Below are 22,773 nucleotides of genomic sequence, written 5' to 3'. Positions count from 1 at the left end.
GGTCTGGTCGGCTTCCTGGGTTACTTGACGCCGAGACCGGCGTCGTCGACCGGGGACTCACCCGCGGCCTTGAGGACCTTGTTCAGCGGGCCGAGATCGTAGATGCCCTTGAGGTCGGGCTTTTCCAGGAGACCGGCCTTGACCGCGTGGTCCGCCTCCGCGTCGAGCGTCGAGGCCAGCGGGTCGTCGGTCGTCTGAATGGACTTCCAGGCCGGGTCGAGCACCTCGGCGGGCAGCGGCTTGCCGACGTCGGCCTTCAGCCGGGCGTTGGCGGCGGTCTTCGCCTTCTCCGGGTTCTTCGCGATCCACGCGTTGGTCTTCACGGAGCCGCGCAGCACGGCCTCCACGACCTTGGGGTGCTCCTTGAGGAACTCCTGGCGCACGATGATGTTGGTGATGACGAACTTCTTGTCCGGCCACAGGTCGGCCTCGTCGAGCAGCACCTTGCCGCCCTCGGCGACCAGCTTGGACGCGGTCGGCTCCGGCACCCAGGCGCCGTCGATCGAGCCGGACTTGTAGGCGTCCGGGGTGATCTTGTTGTCGCTGCGCACCACCGACACATCGCCCTTGCCGCTCTGCGCGTCGACGTCCCAGCCCTGTTCGGCGATCCAGTTGAGGAAGGCCACGTCCTGGGTGTTGCCGAGCTGCGGCGTCGCGATCTTCTTGCCCTTGACGTCCTTCAGCGACTTGATCTTCTCGGGGTTCACCACGAGCTTCACGCCGCCGGACGCCGAACCGCCGATGATGCGCAGGTTCTTGCCCTGCGACTTGGTGTAGCCGTTGATGGCGGGCGAAGGGCCGATCCAGCCGATGTCGATCGCTCCGGCGTTGAGCGCCTCGATCTCCGAGGGTCCCGCGTTGAACTGGGAGTACTTCGCCTCCGTGCCGCCGAGTTCCTTCTGGAGGAGACCCTCCTGGTTGCCGACGAGAGCGGTGGCGTGGGTGAGGTTCGGGAAGTACCCGAGCTTCACGCTGTCCAGTCCGTCGATCTTCTTGGCACCGGCGGCGACCTTGGACTTGCCGGTGTCGGCCGGGTCCTCCTCGGAGCCGTAACCGCAGGCGCCGAGCGCCAGGGCAAGGAGGGGGAGCGCCGTCAGGGCGGCGATTCGGGTACGTGGGGTACGTGGGGCAGACACGGGAGGGGGTCCTCTCGTCGGCCCGGAGCTCACGCCGTCAGGGCGTGGCCGGGAGGTCGGCAGGTCTTCGCCGTCGTGAACGGCGTCGTGCGGGGCGTGCGTGGGCGCGCATGCGGTGCGCGTACGTCATCGCGCACATCGGGCCACCCCGCCCTGTCCGCTGCCGAGGGCGCCGCTGCCGATGCGGCCGCCCTCCTTCGCGAACGTCGCGTACACGTCGGTGTACCTCATGTCAGAAGTCCCAGCCCTCGTCGTCCGCGGGGGCGACGGTCTCCGCCACGGCCTCGGCGGCCTCGGCGAACGCGTCGCCCGCCATGCCCGCCGCGAGCGTGGTGCCGTCCGCCGGGTCGATCAGGAGGAAGGATCCGGTGCGGCGCGAGTCGGCGTACGCGTCGAGCGCGAGGGGCTCGGCGGTGCGGACCTTCACGCGGCCGATGTCGTTGGCGACGAGCTGACCGGGCTCCGGGTGCTGGGAGAGATCGTCGAGGGTGAGCCGCGAGGGGATCTCCTTCACGATCGCCTTGACCGTACGGGTGGTGTGCTTGAGCAGCACCCGCTGGCCGACGGTGAGGGCGGTGTCCGCGACGTGGCAGACCGTCGCCTCGATGTCCTGCGAGGTCGGCGGGGTGTCACCGCTCGGCACGAGCAGGTCGCCGCGCGAGATGTCGATGTCGTCCTCCAGGAGCAGGGTGACGGACTGCGGCGTCCAGGCCACGTCCACCGCCGTGCCCAGGAGGTCGATGCCGGTGATCTTCGAGCTGCGGCCCGAGGGCAGGACGGTCACGGACTCGCCGACGCGGAACGCACCGGCCGCGATCTGGCCCGCGTAGCCGCGGTAGTCGGGGTGTTCGGCGGTCTGCGGGCGGATCACGTACTGCACGGGGAGCCGGGCGTGGCAGGTGGAGAGGTCGTGGCTGACCGGGACCGTCTCCAGGTGTTCCAGGACGGTCGGGCCGCCGTACCAGTCCATGTTCGACGACGGCTCGACGACATTGTCACCGGCCAGCGCGGAGATCGGGATCGCGGTGATCTCGGGAACGCCCAGCTCGCTCGCGTACGCGGTGAACTCCTCGGCGATCTTCGCGAAGACCTTCTCCTCGTAGGCGACGAGGTCCATCTTGTTCACGGCGAGGACGACGTGCGGCACGCGAAGCAGGGCGGCGACCGCGGCGTGGCGGCGGGTCTGCTCGATGACGCCGTTGCGGGCGTCGACGAGCACCACCGCGAGATCGGCGGTGGAGGCGCCGGTGACCATGTTGCGCGTGTACTGCACGTGGCCGGGGGTGTCGGCGAGGATGAACCGGCGCCGGGCGGTGGCGAAGTAGCGGTAGGCCACGTCGATGGTGATGCCCTGTTCCCGCTCGGCGCGCAGGCCGTCGGTGAGCAGGGCGAGGTCGGGCGCGTCCTGGCCGCGGTCCTGCGAGACCCGCTCCACGGCCTCAAGCTGGTCGGTGAGGACCGACTTGGAGTCGTGCAGGAGGCGGCCCACCAGCGTGGACTTGCCGTCGTCGACGGAGCCCGCGGTGGCGAACCGCAGCAGGGTGGTGGCCGACAACTGCTCGGTGGAGAGCGGCTGTACCGGCTCGGTGGTGCTCTTGCTCATGGTTAGAAGTACCCCTCGCGCTTGCGGTCTTCCATCGCGGCCTCGGACATCTTGTCGTCGGCGCGGGTCGCGCCCCGCTCGGTGAGCCGGGAGGCGGCGATCTCGGCGATCACGGCGTCCAGCGTGGTGGCGTCGGAGTCGACGGCGCCGGTGCAGGACATGTCACCGACGGTCCGGTAGCGCACCTGCCGCGTCTCGACCGCCTCGTCGTCCTTCGGGCCGCCCCACTCGCCGCCGGTCAGCCACATCCCGGAGCGCTTGAAGACATCCCGCTCGTGCGCGAAGTAGATGCCGGGCAGGTCGATGTCCTCGCGGGCGATGTACTGCCAGACGTCCAGCTCGGTCCAGTTGGAGAGCGGGAAGACGCGGACGTGCTCACCGGGGGCGTGGCGGCCGTTGTAGAGCTGCCACAGCTCGGGGCGCTGGCGGCGCGGGTCCCACTGCGAGAACTCGTCGCGTAGGGAGAACACCCGCTCCTTGGCGCGGGCCTTCTCCTCGTCACGGCGTCCGCCGCCGAAGACCGCGTCGAACCGCTCGCTCTGGATCTTCTCCGTCAGGGGCACGGTCTGCAGCGGATTGCGCGTCCCGTCGGGGCGCTCGCGCAGCTTGCCCGCGTCGATGTACTCCTGCACCGAGGCCACGTGCAGCCGAAGGCCGTGCTCGGCGACCACGCGGTCGCGGTACTCCAGGACCTCGGGGAAGTTGTGCCCGGTGTCGACGTGCAGGAGCGAGAAGGGGATCGCCGCGGGGGCGAAGGCCTTCAGCGCGAGGTGCAGCATCAGGATCGAGTCCTTGCCGCCGGAGAAGAGGATCACCGGCCGCTCGAACTCCCCCGCCACCTCACGGAAGATGTGCACCGCCTCGGACTCCAGGGCGTCCAGGTGGCTGAGCGCGTACGGGCTGTCCGTCTCCTCGGAGACGCTGGCGACGGTCGTCATGAGAGGCCCCTCTCGGTGAGCAGCGCGTGGAGAGCCGCCGCTGACTCCTGCACGGTCTGGTCCTGCGACTCGATGCGCAGATCGGGCGAGTCAGGCACCTCGTAGGGGTCGTCGACCCCGGTGAGGCCGGATATCTCACCCGCCGCCTGCTTGGCGTACAGGCCCTTCACATCACGCACGGAACACACCTCGACGGGCGTCGCGACGTGCACCTCGACATACGCGGTCCCGGCCGCCTGGTGGCGCTTGCGCACCGCCTCGCGGCTGTCGGCGAACGGCGCGATCACCGGCACGAGCGCCAGCACGCCGTTGCGGGCGAGGAGTTCGGCGACGAACCCGATCCGCTGCACGTTGGTGTGCCGGTCCTCGCGGCTGAAGCCGAGGCCCGCCGAGAGGAACTCGCGGATCTCGTCGCCGTCGAGCACCTCCACGCGGCGGCCCTCGGCGCGCAGCCGGCCCGCCAGTTCGTACGCGATGGTGGTCTTGCCGGCGCTGGGCAGGCCGGTGAGCCAGACGGTGGCTCCGGTCGTCACGTGGTTCTCCCGGGTCGGTTGCTGCTGAGTCTGCGGTTGCGGCTGAGTCCGCGGCGCGGTCATCCGTGGATCCCGCACTCGGTCTTGGTGTTCCCGGCCCAGCGGCCGGCCCGCACGTCCTCGCCCTCCAGCAGGCGACGGGTGCAGGGAGCGCAGCCTACCGAGCCGTAACCGTCCATCAGGAGCGGGTTGGTGAGGATGCCGTGCTCGGCGACGTACGCGTCGACGTCGTCCTGGCTCCAGCGGGCGATCGGCGAGATCTTGACCTTCCCGCGCTTCTCGTCCCAGCCGACGACCGGGGTGTCGGCGCGGGTCGGCGACTCGTCGCGGCGCAGTCCGGTGGCCCACGCCTCGTACCCTTCGAGGCCCGCCTCCAGGGGCCGCACCTTGCGCAGCGCGCAGCACAGGTCGGGGTTGCGGTCGTGCAGCTGCGGCCCGTGCTCGGCGTCCTGTTCGGCCACGGTCTGCCGGGGCGTCAGGGTGATGACGTTGACGTCCATCACGGCCTCGACGGCGTCGCGGGTGCCGATGGTCTCAGGGAAGTGGTAGCCGGTGTCCAGGAACACGACGTCGACGCCGGGCAGGGCCCGCGAGGCGAGGTGGGCGACGACGGCGTCCTCCATCGAGGAGGTCACGCAGAACCGGGTCCCGAAGGTGTCGGCGGCCCACCGGAGGATGTCCAGGGCGGACGCGTCCTCCAGGTCGCGCCCGGCCTGCTCGGCGAGCGCCTTCAACTCGTCGTCCGTAGGCCGCAGTCGACTCTGAGCCGTCGTCATATCTGCTCCCCTCCACCGCTGGTGTGCTGAACGCCCCGGGCGAGGAGCCCGAGGAACTTCAGCTGAAAGGCCCGGTTGCATGCCGCGCATTCCCAGGCGCCGTGACCGGTCTCGTTCGGACGCAGGTCCTCGTCGCCGCAGTAGGGGCAGTGGAAGGGGGCGGCGCGCTCGCTCACTTGAGGGCCTCCTCGGACGCGCGGGCCGTCCAGGTGGCGAAGCGCTCGCCGTCCTCGCGCTCCGCCTGGAAGCGCTGCAGGACCCGCTCGATGTAGTCGGGCAGCTCGGTGGCGGTGACCTTCAGGCCGCGGACCTTGCGGCCGAATCCCGCGTCCAGACCGAGCGCGCCGCCCAGGTGCACCTGGTAGCCCTCGACCTGGTTGCCCGCGTCGTCGAGCATGAGCTGGCCCTTGAGGCCGATGTCGGCGACCTGGATGCGGGCGCAGGCGTTCGGGCAGCCGTTGATGTTGATGGTGATCGGCTGGTCGAACTCCGGGATGCGGCGCTCCAGTTCGTCGATGAGCGAGGCGCCGCGCGCCTTGGTCTCGACGATGGCGAGCTTGCAGAACTCGATGCCGGTGCAGGCCATGGTGCCGCGCCGGAAGGGCGAGGCGTTGACCCGCAGGTCGAGCGCCTCCAGGGCGGAGATGAGCGAGTCGACCTGCTCCTGCTCCACGTCGAGCACGATCATCTTCTGCTCGGCGGTGGTGCGCAGGCGGCCCGAGCCGTGCGCGGCGGCGACCTCGGCGATCTTCGTGAGGGTGGTGCCGTCCACCCGGCCGACGCGGGGCGCGAAGCCGACGTAGAAGCGGCCGTCCTTCTGCCGGTGGACGCCGAGGTGGTCGCGCCAGGTGCCCGGGGGCTGCTCGGGGGCGGGTCCGTCGGTCAGCTTCCGCCGCAGGTACTCGTCCTCGAGGACCTGCCGGAACTTCTCCGGGCCCCAGTCGGCGAGGAGGAACTTCAGACGGGCGCGGTTCCGCAGGCGCCGGTAGCCGTAGTCGCGGAAGATGCCGATGACGCCGCCGAACACGTCCGGCACCTCGTCGAGCGGCACCCAGGCGCCCAGGCGCACGCCGAGCTTGGGGTTGGTGGACAGGCCGCCGCCCACCCAGAGGTCGAAGCCGGGGCCGTGCTCGGGGTGGTGGACGCCGACGAAGGCGACGTCGTTGATCTCGTGCGCGACGTCGAGCTGCGGGGAGCCGGAGATCGCGGTCTTGAACTTGCGCGGCAGGTTCGAGAACTCGGGGTTGCCGATGAAGCGGCGCTGTATCTCGTCGATGGCGGGGGAGCCGTCGATGATCTCGTTCTCGGCGACACCGGCGACGGGCGAGCCGAGGATCACGCGGGGCGTGTCGCCGCAGGCCTCGGTCGTCGAGAGGCCCACGGCCTCCAGGCGGCGCCAGATCTCGGGGACGTCCTCGATGCGGATCCAGTGGTACTGGATGTTCTGCCGGTCGGTGAGGTCGGCGGTGCCGCGCGCGAACTCCTGGGAGACCTCGCCGATGACCCGCAGCTGCTCGGTGGTCAGCCTGCCGCCGTCGACGCGCACCCGGAGCATGAAGTACTTGTCGTCCAGCTCCTCCGGCTCCAGGACCGCGGTCTTGCCGCCGTCGATCCCGGGCTTGCGCTGGGTGTAGAGCCCCCACCAGCGCATACGGCCGCGCAGGTCGTTCGGGTCGATGGAGTCGAATCCACGCTTCGAATAGACCGTCTCAATACGTGTCCGCACGTTGAGACCGTCGTCGTCCTTCTTGAACTGCTCATTGCCGTTGAGCGGCGTGAAGTGACCAACGGCCCACTGGCCCTCGCCGCGGTGACGGCTCGCCTTGCGGCGGGGCGTGGCTGGGGCAGGCTTTTCTGGCGTGGCGGCCATGGTGGTACGTCCTTCGGGGCAGCGAGAAAGCGGCTCTGACCTGCGGATGTGGCACATGACCGCGAGTGCTGGGCTCATGCGGGCATGCGCGCGCGGCGCTGCGCAGGGAGGGGGATCAGGGATAAGGGAGCGGCGGTGCTGAGTCGATCAGCGAGCCGGACACATGGCGCTGGACATGCGGCCGAGGTCGACGTGACGTCGACTCACCAAGGCAATTCCAGTGCGATCCATGCGGGAAGCGTGTCATGGGACTTTCGGCCCAGTCCAGCATTATCCACGATATGGACAGCGTTGTCCCGCATCGTGGACAAGGGTGTCGCCGGTCACAGGGGACCGGGCCGGGCCGGGGAGCGGTTCAGTCGCGCTCCGCCCCCGGCCACGGTCCCGGGGAGGCCACGTCGGGCTCCTGCTCCACCGTGGTGTCGAAGAGCCTGAAGCCGCGCCGCTGATAGTTGGCCATGGCGTGTTCGCCGTCCTTGGAGCAGGTGTGCAGCCAGACCCGCTCGGTCGGCGCGAGCCCCGGCCACCGCTCGGCCAGGTCCCAGGCGCGCGCGGTGGCGTACGACAGGAGGTGGCCGCCGATGCGGCGCCCCCGGGAGGCGGGGAGCAGCCCGAAGTAGACGATCTCGACGACGCCCTCCGCCGCGTCACCCCGCTCGCCCCGCGCCGCCAGTTCCACGTACCCCGCGGGCGTCCCCCTGTCGTACGCGACCCACGTCTCCACGCCCGGCCGGCCGAGCAGTTTCTGCCACTCGGCATACGTGAGGGAGAGCCGGTCGGTCCAGCGGATGTCCCCGCCGACGGACGCGTACAGGAACCGGCTGAATTCGGGCGAGGGCACTTCGGCGCGCACGATCCGTACGTCGCCGCCGGGCGCGGCGGCCGGGACGAGGTCGGAGGGCGACGTCTGCTCCAGGGACCACGTGGTGACAGTGAGGCTCATGCGGCTCAGCGAATCACGGGCCCCGTCGCGTCACGAGCGCGGGGGCCCGCGGTCCGGGGTTCCGCCCCGCGCCCGCTCAGGGCTCCGGCACCCGCCGCGCCGCCCGGACCGCCGGTGCCGTCGAGTGGGGCAGCAGGTCCACCGGCCGCTCCGGCATGACCACGTCGACGTCGACGTCCTCGTGGAAGCGGTAGGGCCGGTGGGCGAGCAGGGCGCCCAAGTACCGGCGCATCCGGGAGAGTTCGGCGCGGACCGTCACCGTGCGTGCCGGGTCGCCGAACATGTCCTCGGCGAGACCCGAAGCGGTGCGCCCCGTGCGGTACGTACAGAGCAGGAAGAGCAGTTCGGCGTGGCGCGGGCTCAGGTCGTGGGTCCAGTCGCGGGCGCCGCCGAGCACCGAGAGCGTCCACCGGCGCGGGCTGCTCACGTCCAGCACGAGCCGGGTCGCGGCGACCGGCTGCGGGGCGTCACCGGGGCTGTCCACGCGCAGCAGCCAGCCGCCGGGCAACGGCTCCACCAGGCAGGACCCCAGCGAGGGGAGCCAGGTGCGGCCCGCCCCGAAGGCCTTGGGGAGGGTGAGGCGGTCCGCCGGGGCCATGCCCGTCACCGCGGCGGTCCAGCCGTGCACGTCCACCGCGAGCGCCCGCCCGTCCAGGCGCGCGAGGACCGGGGCCGCCACCGCGCGCAGCCGGTCGAGCGCCGTCACGTGCCGGTCCCGCAGCCGGGCCTCGGCGAGCTTGGCCACCGAGTCGACCAGGGCGAGCGTGGCGGGATGGACGGTCCGCAGCGGGCCGCTGACGTCGACCACGCCGAGCAGCCTGCCGTCGCGCGGATCGGTCACCGGAGCGCCCGTGCACGTCCACGGGTGGTGGGTCCGCACGAAGTGCTCGGCGGAGAAGACCTGCACGGGACGGCGCACCACCAGCGGTGTGCCTATGCCGTTCGTGCCGACGACGCTCTCCGCCCAGTCCGCGCCCAGCTCGAAGCCGAACGAGTCCGCCCTGCGCAGCACCGACGCGCTGCCCTCGCGCCACAGCACGCGCCCGTCCGCGTCGCTGACGACCATGATGTGCTGCGCGGCGTCCGCCACGGAGACCAGGGCGTCGCGCAGCACGGGCAGGATCTCGGCGAGCGGCGAGGCGCGGCGCCGCTCCGCAAGCTCCTCCTCGCTGAGCGGCCGTGACCGGCAGTCGTGGTCCGGGTCGACCCCGCCGAGCATCATCCGCCCCCACGAGTCGCCGATCACCGGCCGCGGCAGGAGCTGCGGCCGCCGCCCGGAGAGCGTGGCGTCGCGCACCCCCTTCAGGAGCCGCGCGGCACGCGGAAGGTCCATGGCGGAGAGCCGCGCGAGGTCTATCGTCGACGGGGCGTTCATGACCACTGGGTCCTTTCCGGCCAGACCAGTGTGTAGGGGCAGGATTTCATCGTGCCCCCTGCGCACGTCCCCGGGTGACGCATCGGCGATGAATCGGGCGCTCGCCACCGCCCGTTGCAACCTCCTGCAACTCTGGCCAACGGATGAAGGGTGCCCGAGTGTGGACACAACACCGCCCGTGCGGTGGTCACGCTCCTCAAGGGGCCTGAGAGACGGGGGTGGTGCCGTGTCGGCGCAGCACCACCCCCGTGTCGGCCACTACGCCTAGAGCGCCGGCGTGGCGCGTGCGCGTGCCACCACCGAGGCCAGGTCCAGCGTGTGCGGCAGCGTGCCGAAGGCCGCGCCCCAGTCCCCGCCGAGCCGCGAGGCGCAGAACGCGTCGGCGACCTCCGCGGGCGCGTACCGCACGAGCAGCGACCCCTGGAGCACCAGCGCCATCCGCTCCACCAGGCGCCGGGCCCGCGCCTCGATGCCGTCCAGGTCGGCCAGTTCGGTGAGCAGACCCTTGATCGCGCCGTCCAGGCGGTGATCGGCGCCGCGCGCCGCGCCGACCTCCTGCAGGAACGCGTTCAGGGCCAGCGGCTCACGCTGCAACGCCCGCAGCACGTCAAGGGCCTGGACGTTCCCCGAGCCCTCCCAGACGGAGTTGAGCGGCGCCTCGCGCAGCAGCCGCGGCATGCCCGACTCCTCCACGTAACCGTTGCCGCCCAGGCACTCCAGGGCCTCGCCGACCAGCGGCGTGCACCGCTTGGTCACCCAGTACTTCGCGGCCGGCACGGCGAGCCGCAGGAACGCCTGCTCCTGCTCGCTCCCGTCGTCGTACGCCGCCGCGAGCCGCATCGCGAGCGTCGTGGCCGCCTCCGACTCCAGGGCCAGATCGGCCAGTACGTTGCGCATCAGCGGCTTGTCGACGAGCTTGCCGCCGAACGCCTCCCGGTACGTGGCGTGATGCACCGCCTGCACCACGGCCTGCCGCATCAGCGCCGCCGACCCGATCACACAGTCGAGCCGGGTCGCCGCCACCATCTCGATGATGGTGCGCACTCCGCGCCCCTCGTCCCCGACCCGGCGCGCCCACGTCCCGTCGAACTCCACCTCGCTCGACGCGTTGGACTTGTTGCCCAGCTTGTCCTTGAGCCGCTGGATGGCGAACACGTTCCGCGAACCGTCCGCCAGGACGCGCGGCACCAGGAAGCAGGTCAGCCCCTGCTCGGCCTGCGCGAGCACCAGGAACCCGTCCGACATGGGAGCGGAACAGAACCACTTGTGGCCGGTCAGCGCGTACGTCCCGGCCTCCGCGAGCGGCTGCGCGCGCGTCGTGTTGGCCCGTACGTCGCTGCCGCCCTGCTTCTCCGTCATGCCCATCCCGAAGAGGACACCGGCCTTCTGCGAGGCCGGGCGCAGCCCCTCGTCGTACACCGTCGAGGTGAGCCGCGGCTCCCACTCGGCGGCCAGCGCGGGATCGGTGCGCAGCGCGGGCACCGCCGCGTGCGTCATCGAGATCGGGCAGCCGTGCCCCCCTTCGGCCTGCGTCCACACCAGGAAACCGGCGGCCCGCCGCACATGCCCGCCGGGCCGTGACCAGGCCGTCGTCAGCCCCGCGGAGACGGCCTTGCCGAGCAGCCGGTGCCACGCCGGGTGGAAGTCGACCTCGTCGATCCGGTGTCCGTAGCGGTCATGCGTGTGCAGAACGGGAGGATTCGCATTGGCCTGATCCCCCCATTTCTGCGCCTGCGCGGAGCCCGCGGAGCGGCCGAGCAGGGCGAGTTCGTCGCGAGCGGAATCGAGGAGCGCCGGGTCCAGATGCCGCTCGACCCCCTCCACGAGGGCTCGGTCGGACGTGAATACGTCATATCCCACCAGGGGCGGAGCCTGGTTGGTCACTGTGTGGGTGCTGGCTGCCATGCCGCTACGGTAAGGAGGTGCACCAGGCAAAAGAAACACCCGGGCGGCCGTCGGGCCGATGGCATCGGGCCCGCGCTCTCTACCGGAACGTCTCGAAGCGCAGGACCGCCTGGCTGCTGCTCAAGGACACCGTCAACTCGTGCGTCGAGTACCGCATCCTGGGGCTCGCGGCCGAAGCGGCGTTCTTCACGCTGCTCTCCGTGCCGCCGCTGCTCCTGAGCCTCATCGGGCTGCTCGCGTACGTCGACCGGTGGACCGGCGCGGACACCATCGCCAGCCTGCAGAACAACATCCTGGAGGCGTCCCGCACGGTCCTGTCCGACCGGGGCGTCCACCAGATCGCGGAACCGATACTGGACGACGTGATGCGGGTCAGCAGGCCCGACGTCATCTCCATCGGCTTCCTCTTCGCCCTGTGGTCCGGCTCGCGCGCCGTGAACGTCTTCATCGACACGATCACCGTGATGTACGGCCTCGACGGCGCGCGCGGCATCGTCAAGACCCGGATGCTCGCCTTCGGCCTGTTCATCGTGGCGCTGCTCATCGGCTCGGTCGCACTGCCGCTGATGGTGGCGGGCCCCGACGCGGTGGTGAACCTGCTGCCCGGCTCCACGACGGTCGTCCAGATCCTCTACTGGCCGGTCGTCGTCATCCTCTCCGTGGTCTTCCTGACCACGCTGTACCACGTGTCCGTGCCGGTGCGCTCGCCATGGGTCGAGGACATGCCGGGCGCCCTGATCGCGCTCGCCATGTGGGTGCTCGGCAGCTTCCTGCTCCGCATCTACCTCACCAGCACGGTGGAGGGCCCCACCATCTACGGCTCGCTCGCCGCCCCGGTCGCGGTGCTGCTGTGGATCGGTGTGTCGGCGTTCGCGGTCCTGGTCGGCGCGGCCGTCAACGCGGCCATCGACCGGGTCTGGCCGTCCGTCGCGACGGCCGCGGCGCGCGCCGCCAACGACCGCATAAGGGAGGCCCAGGCCGCGGAGGTGGTGGCCCGCGCGGCCGCGGCCCGCGAGGCGATGGCGGACCTCTACGACCCGGACGACCCGGACGACCCCGTGATGCCGTCCGAGTTCCCCGAACGCTGGTCGCGCTTCCTGCCGCCGGACGACGTGTCGTCGCGGCTGCGGACGCCCGCGAAGCCCACGAAGCAGGCGAAGCACGCGAGGCGGGACGGGGGAAACAGCCCCTCCGGCGATTGAGGAGCGGGGTCCGGGGCGGCGCCCCGAGACGTCGCCCCGCGGGGCCCGGACTCAGCTCTTCCAGGTGCCCGCCGCGGCCTGCTCCCTGACGAAGTCGGCGAAGTCCCTCGGCTCCCGGCCGAGTACCTCCCGTACCCCCTCGGAGAGCTTCGCGTTACGGCCGTCGAGGTTCGTTTCGAACAGGTCGGTCAGGAACTCCACCTCCGCCGCCGGAAGCCCGAACTCCGAGAGCGCGGCCCCGTAGTCGCGCGCCGACACCGGTACGTACGCGATCTCCCGCTCCGCCGCCGCCGCGACCTCCGCCACCGCCTGCCGGAACGACAGCAGCCGGGGCCCGGTGAGGTCGAGGGTCCGGCCCGCGAACCGGTCGCCGCCGGTCAGCGCGGCCACCACCACGTCCGCGATGTCCCGCGTGTCGATGAACGGCTCGAGGACCTCACCGCCGGGGAAGACCAGCTCCCCGCCCCGCATCCCGTCGAGGAACGGCCCCTCGCTGAGGTTCTGCGCGAACCAGCTGGCCCGCACGACCGTCCACCGCGCGCCCGACTCCCGTACGGCCCGCTCCGTCGCGTGCGCCTGAGGCTCGCCGCGCGCCGAGAGCAGCGTGAGGCGCCGCACGCCGAGGTCCACCGCCTGCCGGGCGAACGCCCCGACCGCCTCCGCCGCGCCGGGCGCCCCGACGTCCGGCAGATACGCGAGGTGCGCCGCGTCCGCGCCCCGCAGGGCGCCCTCCCACGTCGACCGGTCCCCCCAGTCGAACCGCACCGCACCGGACCGCGAAGCCGCCCGCACCGTGAGTCCCGCCGCCTCGGCGGACTCCACCACCCTGCGCCCCACCCGCCCGGTCGCACCCGTCACCAGAACCGTCGTGTTCACCGCGTCTGTCGTCATGTACGTCAGTCAACCGGCGGGCCCGTGGGCGGACCATCGCCGAGGAGCTCACAGCCATACGTGTGCGTCTACGCTGCCGCCATGGACGTACTCGCCGGACTCCTGGAGGGACCGCGCGCCCGGGGAGCCTTCATGATCCGCGCGCTGTTCGACCCGCCCTGGTCCGTCCGCATCGCGGACGAAGCCCCCCTGTCGGTCATGGTCATGGTGCGCGGCACCGCCTGGATCGTCCCCGAAGGCGGGGCGCCCGCCCAGCGGATCCGCCCCGGCGACCTCGCCATCGCCCGCGGTCCCGGCCACTACACCTGCGCCGACGAGCCCGCCACCGCGCCCTTCGCCGAGATCCGGCCCGGCCAGCACTGCGTGCCGCTCGGCGCCACGCCCCCCGACAAGTACCGGGACCTCGGCCCGCGCGCCTGGGGCGAGTCGCCCGACAGCTCCGTGGAGATGCTGATCGGCACCTACCAGATGCGCGGCGAGATCACCGGAAGGCTCCTCGACGCGCTGCCGCCACTGCTCGCCCTGCCCGGCGACGTGTGGGAGTGCCCGCTCACGCCGCTGGTCGCCGAGGAGATCGGCAAGGACGAGCCGGGCCAGGCCGTCGTCCTCGACCGGCTCCTCGACCTCCTCCTGATCGCCGCCCTGCGCGCCTGGTTCTCCCGCCCGGAGGCGGCGGCGCCCGCCTGGTACCGGGCGATGGGCGACCCGGTCGTGGGCCACGCCCTGCGGCTGCTCCAGGACGATCCGGCGCACCCCTGGACCATCGCGGACCTCGCGGCGAAGGCGGGCGTCTCACGGGCCGCGCTGGCCCGGCGGTTCGCCGAACTGGTGGGGGAGCCCCCGATGACGTATCTGACCAACTGGCGCCTCGCGCTCGCCGCGGACCTGCTGCGTGACAGCGAGCTGACCATCGCCTCGATAGCCCGCCGCGTCGGGTACGGCAGCGCTTTCGCGCTGTCCGGCGCCTTCAAGCGGGTGACGGGGTCAGCCCGCAGGACCACCGCACGAGGGCGGCGTGACAGGCGGCGGGTACCGGGAGCGGCCGTCCCGGCTCACCGGCGCGGTCGTGTGGACCCGCACGGTCACGGACGCCCCCGGCGCCGGGCGCCCGGTGCTGCCCGACGGCTGCATTGACCTGCTGTGGACCGAGGGCCGGCTGTTCGTCGCGGGCCCGGACACGCACGCCCACGTCCCGGGCGCCGACGGCGTCGGCGGCCGCTGCGTGGGCATCCGCTTCTACCCCGGCACCGGGCCCGCCCTGCTCGGCGTGCCCGCCCACGAACTGCGGGACCGGCGCGTGGAGTTGGCCGACCTGTGGAGCGCGTCCCGGGTGCGCCGCCTCGTCGCGCGGGTGGACAGTGCGGGCGACCCGGTGGCCGCCCTTGAGGCCCTCGCGGTGGACCGGGCGGGCGACGCCGAGCCGCCCGACCCGCTCCTCGCCCAGGTCGTCGTCGACCTGAGCGCGGGCCGCACCGTCGCGCGGACCGCTGCCGCCGCCGGAGTCAACGCCCGCCTGCTGCACCGCCGTTCCCTGCACGTGTTCGGCTACGGACCCAAGACGCTGGCCCGGGTGCTGCGCTTGCAGCGCGCGCTCGGCCTCGCCCGCGGCGGCCTGCCGTACGCGGAGACGGCGGCCGTCGCGGGCTTCGCCGACCAGGCCCATCTCGCCCGCGACGTCAAGGAGTTCACCGGCATGCCGCTGAGCGAGCTGCTCGTCCAGGATCCTTAACGCTGCTCCAGCGGGGCGAAGAGGTCGACGCCGTTGCCGTCCGGGTCGAGCACGACGGCGTACCGCTGGCCCCAGGGCGCGTCGAACGGCTTGAGCTCGCTCGCGTACCCGGCGCCCGTCATGTCCGCGTACACCGCGTCGACCCGCCGGGGAGCGCGGCCTCGGCGTGCGGCGCGCTCTCGGACCCATCCGGGAACTCCAGGCCGAGGCGGCGGTAGAAGGCGAGTGAGGCGCCCATGTCCGAGACGACCAGACCGATCAGGTCGAACCGGGGAACGGGTGAAGACCGGGGAACGGGTGAAGTTGGAACGGGTGAAGTCGGTGTGCTGTTCATGGCCGCAGCGTAGGCAGCGGCCCTGCGCCCGGTCTTGAAGGAAACGGATACCCGCGCGGCCACGGGCCGTCCCGACGCGTGTGGGTGATGGCCTACGGCACTCTGTTGACGGACGTCTACGTTCCGGTCCGGCTCGACCAGGGAGAACGCGAAACGATGGCCGATGCCCGCCGCCTCGGCTGTCCCGGCCCCCCGATCCCCGCTACGTTGGACGGCATGGATTATCCCGGTGACAACCGGCTCGCGGCGGCCGTCGTGGCGTTCCGCGGCCGCGTGCTGCTCGTGCGACGCAGCGAGACCGAGCGGTTCCTGCCCGGCGTGTGGGGCGTACCGTGCGGGAAGCTGGAGCCGGACGAGAGTCCCAGGGACGGCGTCCTCAGAGAGCTCAAGGAAGAGACCGGACTGCTCGGGCGCGTGCTGCGCAAGGTCGGCGAATCCTCCTTCGTCAGTACCTACCGCGGGCACGAGGTGAAGAACTGGCAGGACAACTTCCTGGTCCGCCCCCTCACCTTCGACGTGGCCCTGCCCCTGCCCGACCAGCAGCACCGCTGGCTCGCCCCCGCCGAGCTCCGCACGGTCGAGATCGACGACTACAACCGCGAGATCGTCCGCCAGGCCTTCGGCTGAGTCAGCCGAGCAGCTCGGCAAGGGCCGAGAGTTCCGCCAAATAGTCGCTCACCTCAAGAGGCTTCTTCGCCACCGCACGCCCCGACAGGTCCACGTCGGCCGTGCCCGTGACACCCGTGTCCGCGCCGGGTCCTGCGAAGACGTCCGTGTAGCGGCGCCGCCCCGACCCCGTCTCCAGGAACAGCGTGACCGTCGTGCCGGACGAGGCGCACCACGCGCGGTGCAGGACGTGCGGTGGCAGCGCGTAGCCGCTCCCGGCCGCGTACCGCGCGCTCTGCGTCAGGCGCAGCCGCGCCCCGCCCGCGGGCTCCAGGAGCCAGTCCCCGCCCCTGCCCGAGAGGGACTCCCGGAACCAGGACGTGTCGAGCCCCTCGCCTGCGGTGTCTGCGCTGTCTGCGGTGTCTGCGCTGTCGGCTGTGCCGGTGCGCACGGGCTCGTACAACTCCATGCCGAGCGCGCCCCGCACCACACAAGAGGCCAGCGGGGAACGGTGGTTGTGGATGTCCTCCCGCGTGCCCCGGCCGGGGTGCCACACGTGGGCGCGCAGCATGTGCCGCGGACCGCCGTCGATCAGCAGCAGCTTGTCGAAGCCGAGGACGTGGCGGTACGAGAGGAGCGCGCACCCCGACGGGTCGTCGGCCCCCGTCGCCAGCTCACGGACCAGCGGCAACAGGGCGCCCGGGGCAGCCAGTTCGGCCACGGCCGCGCGGGCGGCCTCCACCAGTTCGTCACCGGTGGGCTCGTCGAGGGTCTCCCGCAGGAACCGCCTGACGTCGTGGACGTGCCGACCACCCACCGCACCCTCCCCCTGGTCCGCGCGTACGCGCCGCGCCGGGGGCTCAGACCTCCGGCTGATACATCCATACGGCATGTGCCCGCAGTGCGGAAAGGCCTTGATAGGTCATCCACAGCGGGTGGGCGAGATCGGCCCCGTCCCACGTCCAGATCCCGTTGTCCTGCTGCCGCCACACGGACGCGGCGGCGCCCGACAGCATCTCCTGCCACACCGCTTCCCGGCCCTCGTCGGCGGCGACCGCCGGGGCGTCCGGGGTGAGCAGCGCCCGTACCACCCAGGCCGCCGAGAAGTGCCGCACGGCGAGCACCTCGGAGCGCGACGCGTCGACGGGGTGCGGCCTGCGCACCGTCTCGTGGCCGCTCTCCAGGTCGTCGCAGCCGTCGTGCGCGGGCCCGGGGCAGGAGAGCAGCCAGCGGATGCCCTCCTCGCGCGTGGCGCGGGCGTTCGCGTCCTCGCCGAGCACCCGGGCCGCCCGGTCGAGGGCGACGACGGCCTGCGCCGTGTGCACGGCCGAGGGCGCCACCGTCCGGCCGTGCGGCGGTGTGAGGCGGGGTCCCCAGCAGCGCCGGTGGCCGCGCGCCGGGTCGGTGACGGCGCCGTCGACGAGCGCGTCCCGCAGGACCGGCAGGGCGGGCGAGTCGGGCGCGGCGCGCAGCAGCCCGCGCAGCACCGTCGTGACGACGTGGGTCAACTCCGCGCCCGCGGGCTCCAGTTCGCGGGTGAAGCGCTCCGTGCACCGTTCCGCCTCCGCGGCGAGGAGCCGGGCGTCGGCGCCCGCCCGTGCGAGCGCGCCGAGCACAAGGGCGGTCACCTCGGGCCGCCCCACCGCGCCCTGCGAACGGGCCGACCAGCCGCCCTCGGGCAGCCGCAGCCGCCACAGCGTCTCCACGAGCTGGGGCGCCCGCAACCGCCCGTCGGGCATGCCGAGTTCGAGGGCGATGTGCAGTCCGTACGCGGTGCCGGTCGGTGTCGGCCGGTCCGGCTCCGGCTGCTCGTCGAGAGCGTGCGCCCAGCCGGTGAGGCGGCCGCGCGGATCGTCGAAGACCGTCAGGCGTTCGACGAGCGCGGCGTACGTGGCGGTGGAGAGCCCCGGTAGCGGCCCCGGCGCCGAGGCCCCCGCACCCGGTGCCGCGGCGCCCGGCGACCCGCGCCGGGGCGAGGGCACGCCATCCAGGCCGCCGCCCGCCCCGTCGTCCGCCGTCGCCCTGGCCCGCAGCAGCGCGCCGGCCAGCCAGGCGGAGACCCCCGTCCCGAGACCGCTGACCACGGCGAGCGAGTACCGGGCGGCGTCCCCGAAGAGCCCGTCGGGCAGCAGCCCCACCAGGGCCTGGAACACGCCGTACCCCACGGCGGCGGGCGCGAGTCTGCCGAGCCGGGCCACGAGCCCCGGCCGCGGTGCGGGCGGGGGCGCGGGCGGCACGGGGTGCCCGGCGGGGTCTGTGCTTCCGCGCATGGGTGCTGTAGGCATGAACTCCACTTACCCATAAGACACTTGTGACGAAAGGAAGTGAGCACCGTGCCCGGTTCGGAACCGACAGCGGACCTCACCGGTTGGACCAAGTCCCCGTTCACCGGGGCGAGTATCACGCATGATGTCTATGAGAAGGGGACAGGTCCCGGCGTCGTCCTGGTTCCCGAAATGCCCGGAGTACATCCGGGAGTCCTCGGGCTCGGCGAATACCTGGTGAAACAGGGCTTCACCGTGGCGATCCCGTCCCCCTTCGGCGAACCCGGCAGACCGGTCTCGACGCCGTACATGCTGGGCGTCTTCCCCCGGCTCTGCATCTCCGCCGAGTTCCGCGCCTTCGCCACCGACGCCCGGCGCCCCTTCGCGGACTACCTGCGCGCCCTCGCCCGCGACCTGGCGTCCCGCACGCCGGCCCCGGGCGTCGGCGTCATCGGCATGTGCTTCACGGGCGGCTTCGCGCTGGCCGCCGCCACGGACGACGCCGTCCTCGCGCCCGTGCTCAGCCAGCCCTCGGTGCCGCTGCCCGTCAGCCGTGGCCGCCGGGTCGACGCGGGCATGTCCCGCGCCGAGTTCGACACGGTCGTGGCCCGTACGAAGAACGAGGGCCTGTGCGCGCTCGGCCTGCGCTTCAGCGAGGACAAGCTGGCCCCGGGCGACCGCTTCGCGACGCTGAGCCGTCACCTCGGGGACGCGTTCGAGGTCATCGAGCTCGACTCGTCGCCCGGCAACGAGGCGGGCTTCGCCAAGTCGGCGCACTCCGTCCTCACGGAGGAGGTGCGCGAGGTGCCTGGCCACCCTGCGTATGCCGCGCGCGAACGGGTCGTCGCGTTCCTGCGGGAGCGGCTCGTCCCCGTCGGCTGACGCGCGGCTCATTCGTCCGTACGCGAGAAGACGCAGCTGAACGACATCGGCCCCGGCGCGGCACGCAGTTCGTAGTGCGGCAGCACGCCGGGGCCGCACGACTGAGTGCCGATGCCGTGCCGGGCGGCGTCGAGGTTGACCCAGACGGTGTCGCCGGGGGTGAGGTCGGTGCGGTGCCGGGCCGCGTCGAGCTGCCGCGTCGTCCAGCGGCGCGCGGTGAAGGCGGGGGCGCTGTCGCTCTCGACGCGCAGCCCGCCGACCTCCACCCAGCGGACGTCGGCGCGGGCCCCGTTCTCCTGCGGGCGTACGTAGGGGGTCTGTAGCGCCGCGACGTCCGACTCCCAGAGGCCGGTCATCGAGGCGGCGGCCGTGTCCGGGTAGGCCTCGCCGGGCCCGCCGCCGAACCACCGCACCCGGTCCGAGGCGCCCGGCAGCCCGAAGCGGATGCCGACGCGGGGCAGCGGCACCTGCCAGTCGCCCTCCGGCGCCACGGTCATCCGCAGCAGCAGCTTGCTGCCGTTGGACACCCAGTGGTACACCGTGCGCAGCGCCAGGTCGCTCGCCGCCGGTGCCACCCGGGTGCGTACGGTCAGGCTGTCGGGCCCCAACTCCACGGCGTCGACGCGGTGGTGCATCCGGTCGAGGCCGAGGGTGCGCCAGCGGGCGGCCACAGACGGCTCGGGGCGCCAGGGCATGCCGTTGTCGTTGTCGGTGGGGGCCCGCCACACCTCCAGGCAGAGCTCCCTGACCTCGCGGTCCCGGAAGGTGAGGAGCGTGCCGGTGCGGGCGTCGAACGTCGCGGCGCCGAGCGTGATCCGCCGCCCCGCCGCGTCCCGCACCGGTGCCGCGCCGCCGGGTACCGGCAGGATCATGCCGTACTCGACGGGGAGCTGGGCCCAGGCCACCAGGTGCCCGGCAGGCGCCCAGGCCGTGTCATCGGCGAGCACCGCCCGCACCGTCCACTGGGTCTCGGCGTCCGGGTCGCGGCGCGGCGGTGGCGGCAGCTTCACCTCCGTACGCCCGCCGGGTGCGACCGGCGGCACGGTGAGAACGCCGTCCGCGACCGTCCTGCCGTCCTTCTCGAACGACCAGCTGAAGGCGAGGTGGGAGAGGTCGGCGAAGTCGTGCAGGTTGGTGATCGCGATCGTGCCGTCCCGTCCGTCGCCCTCGATCCTGACCGGCTCGATCACCTTCTTGTACTCGACGAGGCCGGGGGACGGCGTCCGGTCGGGAAAGACGAGGCCGTCGCAGACGAAGTTCCCGTCGTGCAGTTCCTCGCCGAAGTCGCCGCCGTACGCGAAGCCGTGCTCGGGGTGCGCGATGCCGTGGTCGATCCACTCCCAGACGAAGCCGCCCTGGAGCCGCTCGTACGTCTCGAAGAGCCGCTGGTACTCGCTGAGTCCGCCCGGCCCGTTGCCCATGGCGTGCGCGTACTCGCAGAGGACGAAGGGGAGTCCGCTGCGCTCCGGCGGTCCCTCGTCCTCGCCCCGGCCGATGCGCTCGACCTCGGCGTGGTCGGCGTACATCCGCGAGTACATGTCCGTATCCGCGCAGGAGCGGTCGCCCTCGTAGTGGAGCAGGCGGCTGCCGTCCCGCGCCCGGATCCACTCGGCCATGGCGGTCAGGCCGCGTCCCGTCCCGCACTCGTTGCCGAGCGACCAGATGATCACCGAGGGATGGTTCTTGTCGCGCTCGACCGTGCGGGCCGCGCGGTCCAGGAGTGCGGGCGTCCAGCGGTCGTCGTCGACCGGGTTGCCGCGCCAGTCCACCGCGTGGAAGCCGTGGGTCTCCAGGTCGCACTCGTCGATGACCCACAGGCCGAACTCGTCGCAGAGGTCGAGGAAGGCGGGGTGGGGCGGGTAGTGGCTGGTGCGGACGGCGTTGATGTTGTGACGCTTCATCAGCAGGATGTCCGCGCGCATCGTGTCGAGGCCAACGGTACGGCCCGTCTCCGGGTGGAACTCGTGGCGGTTCACGCCACGGAAGAGGACCGGCCGGCCGTTGACCGTGATGACGCCGTCCTCGACGGCGACCGTGCGGAAGCCGACGCGCAGCGGGATCCGCTCGCCGGGCGTGGCCAGCGTCGCGTCGTACAGGCGCGGCGTCTCGGCCGTCCACGGTTCCACGGGCACGGCGACAGGCTCGCCGGTCGGCACGTCGATGCCCAACTCGGGTACGGTGACGCGCCCTTGGACCTCGGAGTCGACCCGCAGCGTGCCCGTCCCCGTGCGGTGGTCGTAGGCGGCGTGCACGAAGTAGTCGCGGGCGCAGCCCTCGGGGCGGTGCAGCAGGGTCACACCGCGGAAGATGCCCGGCAGCCACCACTGGTCCTGTGCCTCCAGGTACGACCCGGCGGACCACTGGTGGACGCGGACCGCGAGGACGTTGCCCTCGGGGCGCAGCAGCCCGCCGACGGCGAACTCGTGGGGGAGCCGGGAGCCCTTGAAGTCGCCGAGCGCCGTGCCGTTCAGCCAGACGCGGGCGCAGGACTCGATGCCGTCGAAGCGCAGGACGGCGGCGCCGTCCCGCGGCCAGTCGGCGGGCAGGTCGAAGGTGTGCAGATGGTCGCCGGTCGGGTTCTCGGTGGGAACGCGGGGCGGGTCCACCGGGAAGGGGTAGAGCTGGTTGGTGTACCGGGGCGCGCCGTGGCCTTGCAGCACCCAGTGGCCGGGAACGGTGATCCCGTCCCAGGCGCCGCTGTCGTACCCGTCGGCGGCGAAGGTCTCGTCCTCGGCGTCCGCGGTGGGGGAGAGGCGGAAGCGCCAGCGGCCGTCGAGGGAGAGGGTGGCGGCGTCGGACGCCGCGTACCAGGTGCGGGGCGGCAGGGTGCCGGTGCCGGGGGACACGTCCTCGTGGTGGGGAAGCTCCATGGGTTCCATCAGACCGCGCGGGGGCGGGGGCCCGCCATCGCCGCGGGGCACAAGTCGTTGGATTCTTCGGCGGCGGCTTGGACGCGCTGTCCGGGGCGTGCGGATACCGCGCTGCCAGCGCTACGGGGCAACGAATTCCGTCGAACTATGGCGCTCTGTACGCGATATCGGTAACTTATCGCGATGTGAACGATCGATATGAGCAGCCGCTGCCCCCGGACGCACAGGCCCGCCCCGGCCGCGCCGCGCTTCCCGCGACCCTGCCCGTCACCGACCGCACCCGCCACCGCCGCCTGCGCGAGCAGGGCAGTCTGGCCCGCGCCGACCTCGAAGCGGTCCTCGACGCGGGCTTCGTCTGCCACCTCGGCGTCGTCGTCGACGGCCACCCGATGGTCGTGCCGACCGTCTACGGACGCGACGACACCCAGCTCTTCCTGCACGGCTCCGTCGCGAGCCGCAGCCTGGCCGCCGACCCCGGAGCGGCCGTCTGCGTCACCGTCACCCACATCGACGGGCTGATCCTCGCCCGCTCGGTGTTCGAACACGGCGTCAGCTACCGCAGCGCGATGATCCACGGCGTCCCGCGCCGGGTGACCGACCCCGACGAGAAGCTGCGCGGCCTGCGCCTGCTCACCGAGCACGCGACGCCCGGCCAGTGGGACTACGCCCGCCGCCCGAGCCGCAAGGAGCTCGCCGCGACCACCCTGCTCTCCCTCTCCCTGGCGGAGGCCTCGGTCAAGGTCGCCGAGGGGCCGCCCGAGGACGGTGAGGGCCCGGACGCCGAGCTCGGCGTATGGGCCGGAAACCTCCCGCTGACCGCCACCTGGGGCGCGCCGCTCCCCGACCCCCTGCTGCCCGCCGGGATCACCCCGCCCCCGCACATCGCGGGCCGCGCCGGAACCCGGCAGGGCTGAGC

General features: G+C 72.5%; 20 protein-coding genes and 2 pseudogenes. 6 read left to right on the top strand and 16 right to left on the bottom strand.

Going from position 1 to position 22,773, the window contains the following annotated elements; genetic code table 11:
• Positions 1-20: 20 nt before the first annotated feature.
• The 11 genes from ABZ953_RS18590 to ABZ953_RS18540 form a co-directional block, all read right to left on the bottom strand.
• Positions 21-1,136, bottom strand: a complete 1,116-nt coding sequence (locus ABZ953_RS18590) for an aliphatic sulfonate ABC transporter substrate-binding protein (protein WP_361724571.1) — start codon at positions 1,134-1,136, stop codon at positions 21-23.
• Positions 1,137-1,368: 232 nt separating this feature from the next.
• Positions 1,369-2,739 (bottom strand): GTP-binding protein, encoded by a 1,371-nt coding sequence (locus ABZ953_RS18585; RefSeq protein ID WP_361724568.1) that lies wholly within the window; start codon positions 2,737-2,739, stop codon positions 1,369-1,371.
• 2 nt (positions 2,740-2,741) lie between these two features.
• Entirely contained in the window at positions 2,742-3,677 is a 936-nt protein-coding gene (gene cysD, locus ABZ953_RS18580; protein WP_361724565.1) for a sulfate adenylyltransferase subunit CysD, read from the bottom strand.
• A complete protein-coding gene (cysC, locus tag ABZ953_RS18575) occupies positions 3,674-4,273 on the bottom strand; it encodes an adenylyl-sulfate kinase (protein ID WP_361724562.1) in 600 nt (199 codons plus the stop codon). The genes cysD and cysC overlap by 4 nt, the downstream gene beginning before the upstream one ends.
• Positions 4,270-4,986, bottom strand: a complete 717-nt coding sequence (locus tag ABZ953_RS18570) for a phosphoadenylyl-sulfate reductase (protein WP_361724560.1) — start codon at positions 4,984-4,986, stop codon at positions 4,270-4,272. The genes cysC and ABZ953_RS18570 overlap by 4 nt, the downstream gene beginning before the upstream one ends.
• Positions 4,983-5,162, bottom strand: a complete 180-nt coding sequence (locus ABZ953_RS18565) for a hypothetical protein (RefSeq protein ID WP_361724557.1) — start codon at positions 5,160-5,162, stop codon at positions 4,983-4,985. Before ABZ953_RS18565 ends, ABZ953_RS18570 begins: the two co-directional genes overlap by 4 nt.
• Positions 5,159-6,856: a nitrite/sulfite reductase gene (locus ABZ953_RS18560; RefSeq protein WP_361724554.1), complete on the bottom strand. Its 1,698-nt coding sequence runs from the start codon at positions 6,854-6,856 to the stop codon at positions 5,159-5,161. Before ABZ953_RS18560 ends, ABZ953_RS18565 begins: the two co-directional genes overlap by 4 nt.
• A 147-nt stretch (positions 6,857-7,003) precedes the next feature.
• Positions 7,004-7,087, bottom strand: a complete 84-nt coding sequence (locus tag ABZ953_RS18555; protein WP_330166862.1) for a putative leader peptide — start codon at positions 7,085-7,087, stop codon at positions 7,004-7,006.
• Between the two features lie 124 nt (positions 7,088-7,211).
• On the bottom strand, positions 7,212-7,799 hold the full coding sequence (locus ABZ953_RS18550) for a GNAT family N-acetyltransferase (protein WP_361724551.1): 588 nt from the start codon (positions 7,797-7,799) through the stop codon (positions 7,212-7,214).
• 76 nt (positions 7,800-7,875) lie between these two features.
• Positions 7,876-9,174, bottom strand: coding sequence for a GAF domain-containing protein (locus tag ABZ953_RS18545; RefSeq protein ID WP_361724548.1), 1,299 nt, complete (start codon positions 9,172-9,174; stop codon positions 7,876-7,878).
• 264 nt (positions 9,175-9,438) lie between these two features.
• Entirely contained in the window at positions 9,439-11,079 is a 1,641-nt protein-coding gene (locus tag ABZ953_RS18540; protein WP_361724545.1) for an acyl-CoA dehydrogenase family protein, read from the bottom strand.
• Positions 11,080-11,096: 17 nt separating this feature from the next.
• On the opposite strand from ABZ953_RS18540, the gene ABZ953_RS18535 reads away from it, so the two are divergent.
• A complete protein-coding gene (locus ABZ953_RS18535) occupies positions 11,097-12,281 on the top strand; it encodes a YihY/virulence factor BrkB family protein (RefSeq protein ID WP_361724542.1) in 1,185 nt (394 codons plus the stop codon).
• Positions 12,282-12,332: 51 nt separating this feature from the next.
• Here the strand turns inward: ABZ953_RS18535 and ABZ953_RS18530 are convergent, their stop codons facing one another.
• On the bottom strand, positions 12,333-13,172 hold the full coding sequence (locus ABZ953_RS18530) for an NAD(P)H-binding protein (RefSeq protein WP_361724539.1): 840 nt from the start codon (positions 13,170-13,172) through the stop codon (positions 12,333-12,335).
• 81 nt (positions 13,173-13,253) lie between these two features.
• On the opposite strand from ABZ953_RS18530, the pseudogene ABZ953_RS18525 reads away from it, so the two are divergent.
• Both ABZ953_RS18525 and ABZ953_RS18520 read left to right on the top strand, forming a co-directional pair.
• Positions 13,254-14,191, top strand: a pseudogene (locus ABZ953_RS18525) (AraC family transcriptional regulator).
• A gap of 47 nt (positions 14,192-14,238) precedes the next feature.
• Positions 14,239-14,901 (top strand): helix-turn-helix domain-containing protein, encoded by a 663-nt coding sequence (locus ABZ953_RS18520; RefSeq protein WP_361725070.1) that lies wholly within the window; start codon positions 14,239-14,241, stop codon positions 14,899-14,901.
• On the opposite strand, the pseudogene ABZ953_RS18515 reads toward ABZ953_RS18520, so the two are convergent.
• Positions 14,898-15,235, bottom strand: a pseudogene (locus ABZ953_RS18515) (glyoxalase). The gene ABZ953_RS18520 and the pseudogene ABZ953_RS18515 overlap by 4 nt on opposite strands.
• Before the next feature lie 216 nt (positions 15,236-15,451).
• On the opposite strand from ABZ953_RS18515, the gene ABZ953_RS18510 reads away from it, so the two are divergent.
• Positions 15,452-15,862: an NUDIX hydrolase gene (locus ABZ953_RS18510; protein ID WP_361724536.1), complete on the top strand. Its 411-nt coding sequence runs from the start codon at positions 15,452-15,454 to the stop codon at positions 15,860-15,862.
• A 1-nt stretch (position 15,863) separates the two neighbouring features.
• On the opposite strand, the gene ABZ953_RS18505 is transcribed toward ABZ953_RS18510, so the two are convergent.
• Positions 15,864-16,658 (bottom strand): hypothetical protein, encoded by a 795-nt coding sequence (locus ABZ953_RS18505; protein WP_361724533.1) that lies wholly within the window; start codon positions 16,656-16,658, stop codon positions 15,864-15,866.
• A 43-nt stretch (positions 16,659-16,701) separates the two neighbouring features.
• The gene (locus ABZ953_RS18500; protein WP_361724530.1) at positions 16,702-18,111 is read right to left on the bottom strand and encodes a hypothetical protein; all 1,410 of its coding nucleotides are present in this window, start codon (positions 18,109-18,111) and stop codon (positions 16,702-16,704) included.
• A 54-nt stretch (positions 18,112-18,165) separates the two neighbouring features.
• Here ABZ953_RS18500 and ABZ953_RS18495 point away from each other — a divergent pair, with 54 nt between their 5' ends.
• Positions 18,166-18,987 carry a dienelactone hydrolase family protein gene (locus ABZ953_RS18495; RefSeq protein ID WP_361724527.1) on the top strand — a complete coding sequence of 274 codons (822 nt, stop codon included), beginning with the start codon at positions 18,166-18,168 and terminating at the stop codon, positions 18,985-18,987.
• 8 nt (positions 18,988-18,995) lie between these two features.
• On the opposite strand, the gene ABZ953_RS18490 is transcribed toward ABZ953_RS18495, so the two are convergent.
• Positions 18,996-21,857, bottom strand: coding sequence for a glycoside hydrolase family 2 TIM barrel-domain containing protein (locus tag ABZ953_RS18490; protein WP_361724524.1), 2,862 nt, complete (start codon positions 21,855-21,857; stop codon positions 18,996-18,998).
• Positions 21,858-22,066: 209 nt separating this feature from the next.
• Between ABZ953_RS18490 and ABZ953_RS18485 the strand changes: the two genes are divergently transcribed.
• On the top strand, positions 22,067-22,771 hold the full coding sequence (locus tag ABZ953_RS18485) for a pyridoxamine 5'-phosphate oxidase family protein (protein WP_361725067.1): 705 nt from the start codon (positions 22,067-22,069) through the stop codon (positions 22,769-22,771).
• Positions 22,772-22,773: the final 2 nt, after the last annotated feature.

The sequence above is a fragment of the Streptomyces sp. NPDC046465 genome (genome assembly GCF_040646035.1).
Taxonomy (GTDB): domain Bacteria; phylum Actinomycetota; class Actinomycetes; order Streptomycetales; family Streptomycetaceae; genus Streptomyces.
Note: the sequence above shows the minus strand (reverse complement) of the source record. Positions and strands in the feature narration are given on the sequence as shown.

Coding starts and splice junctions, on each gene's coding strand:
- ABZ953_RS18550 (WP_361724551.1), bottom strand. CDS start 7,799: ATGAGCCTCACTGTCACCACGTGGTCCCTGGAGCAGACGTCGCCCTCC.
- ABZ953_RS18545 (WP_361724548.1), bottom strand. CDS start 9,174: ATGAACGCCCCGTCGACGATAGACCTCGCGCGGCTCTCCGCCATGGAC.
- cysC (WP_361724562.1), bottom strand. CDS start 4,273: ATGACCGCGCCGCGGACTCAGCCGCAACCGCAGACTCAGCAGCAACCG.
- ABZ953_RS18500 (WP_361724530.1), bottom strand. CDS start 18,111: ATGCGCGGAAGCACAGACCCCGCCGGGCACCCCGTGCCGCCCGCGCCC.
- ABZ953_RS18530 (WP_361724539.1), bottom strand. CDS start 13,172: ATGACGACAGACGCGGTGAACACGACGGTTCTGGTGACGGGTGCGACC.
- ABZ953_RS18560 (WP_361724554.1), bottom strand. CDS start 6,856: ATGGCCGCCACGCCAGAAAAGCCTGCCCCAGCCACGCCCCGCCGCAAG.
- ABZ953_RS18570 (WP_361724560.1), bottom strand. CDS start 4,986: ATGACGACGGCTCAGAGTCGACTGCGGCCTACGGACGACGAGTTGAAG.
- ABZ953_RS18510 (WP_361724536.1), top strand. CDS start 15,452: ATGGATTATCCCGGTGACAACCGGCTCGCGGCGGCCGTCGTGGCGTTC.
- ABZ953_RS18555 (WP_330166862.1), bottom strand. CDS start 7,087: ATGGATCGCACTGGAATTGCCTTGGTGAGTCGACGTCACGTCGACCTC.
- ABZ953_RS18540 (WP_361724545.1), bottom strand. CDS start 11,079: ATGGCAGCCAGCACCCACACAGTGACCAACCAGGCTCCGCCCCTGGTG.
- ABZ953_RS18490 (WP_361724524.1), bottom strand. CDS start 21,857: ATGGAGCTTCCCCACCACGAGGACGTGTCCCCCGGCACCGGCACCCTG.
- cysD (WP_361724565.1), bottom strand. CDS start 3,677: ATGACGACCGTCGCCAGCGTCTCCGAGGAGACGGACAGCCCGTACGCG.
- ABZ953_RS18585 (WP_361724568.1), bottom strand. CDS start 2,739: ATGAGCAAGAGCACCACCGAGCCGGTACAGCCGCTCTCCACCGAGCAG.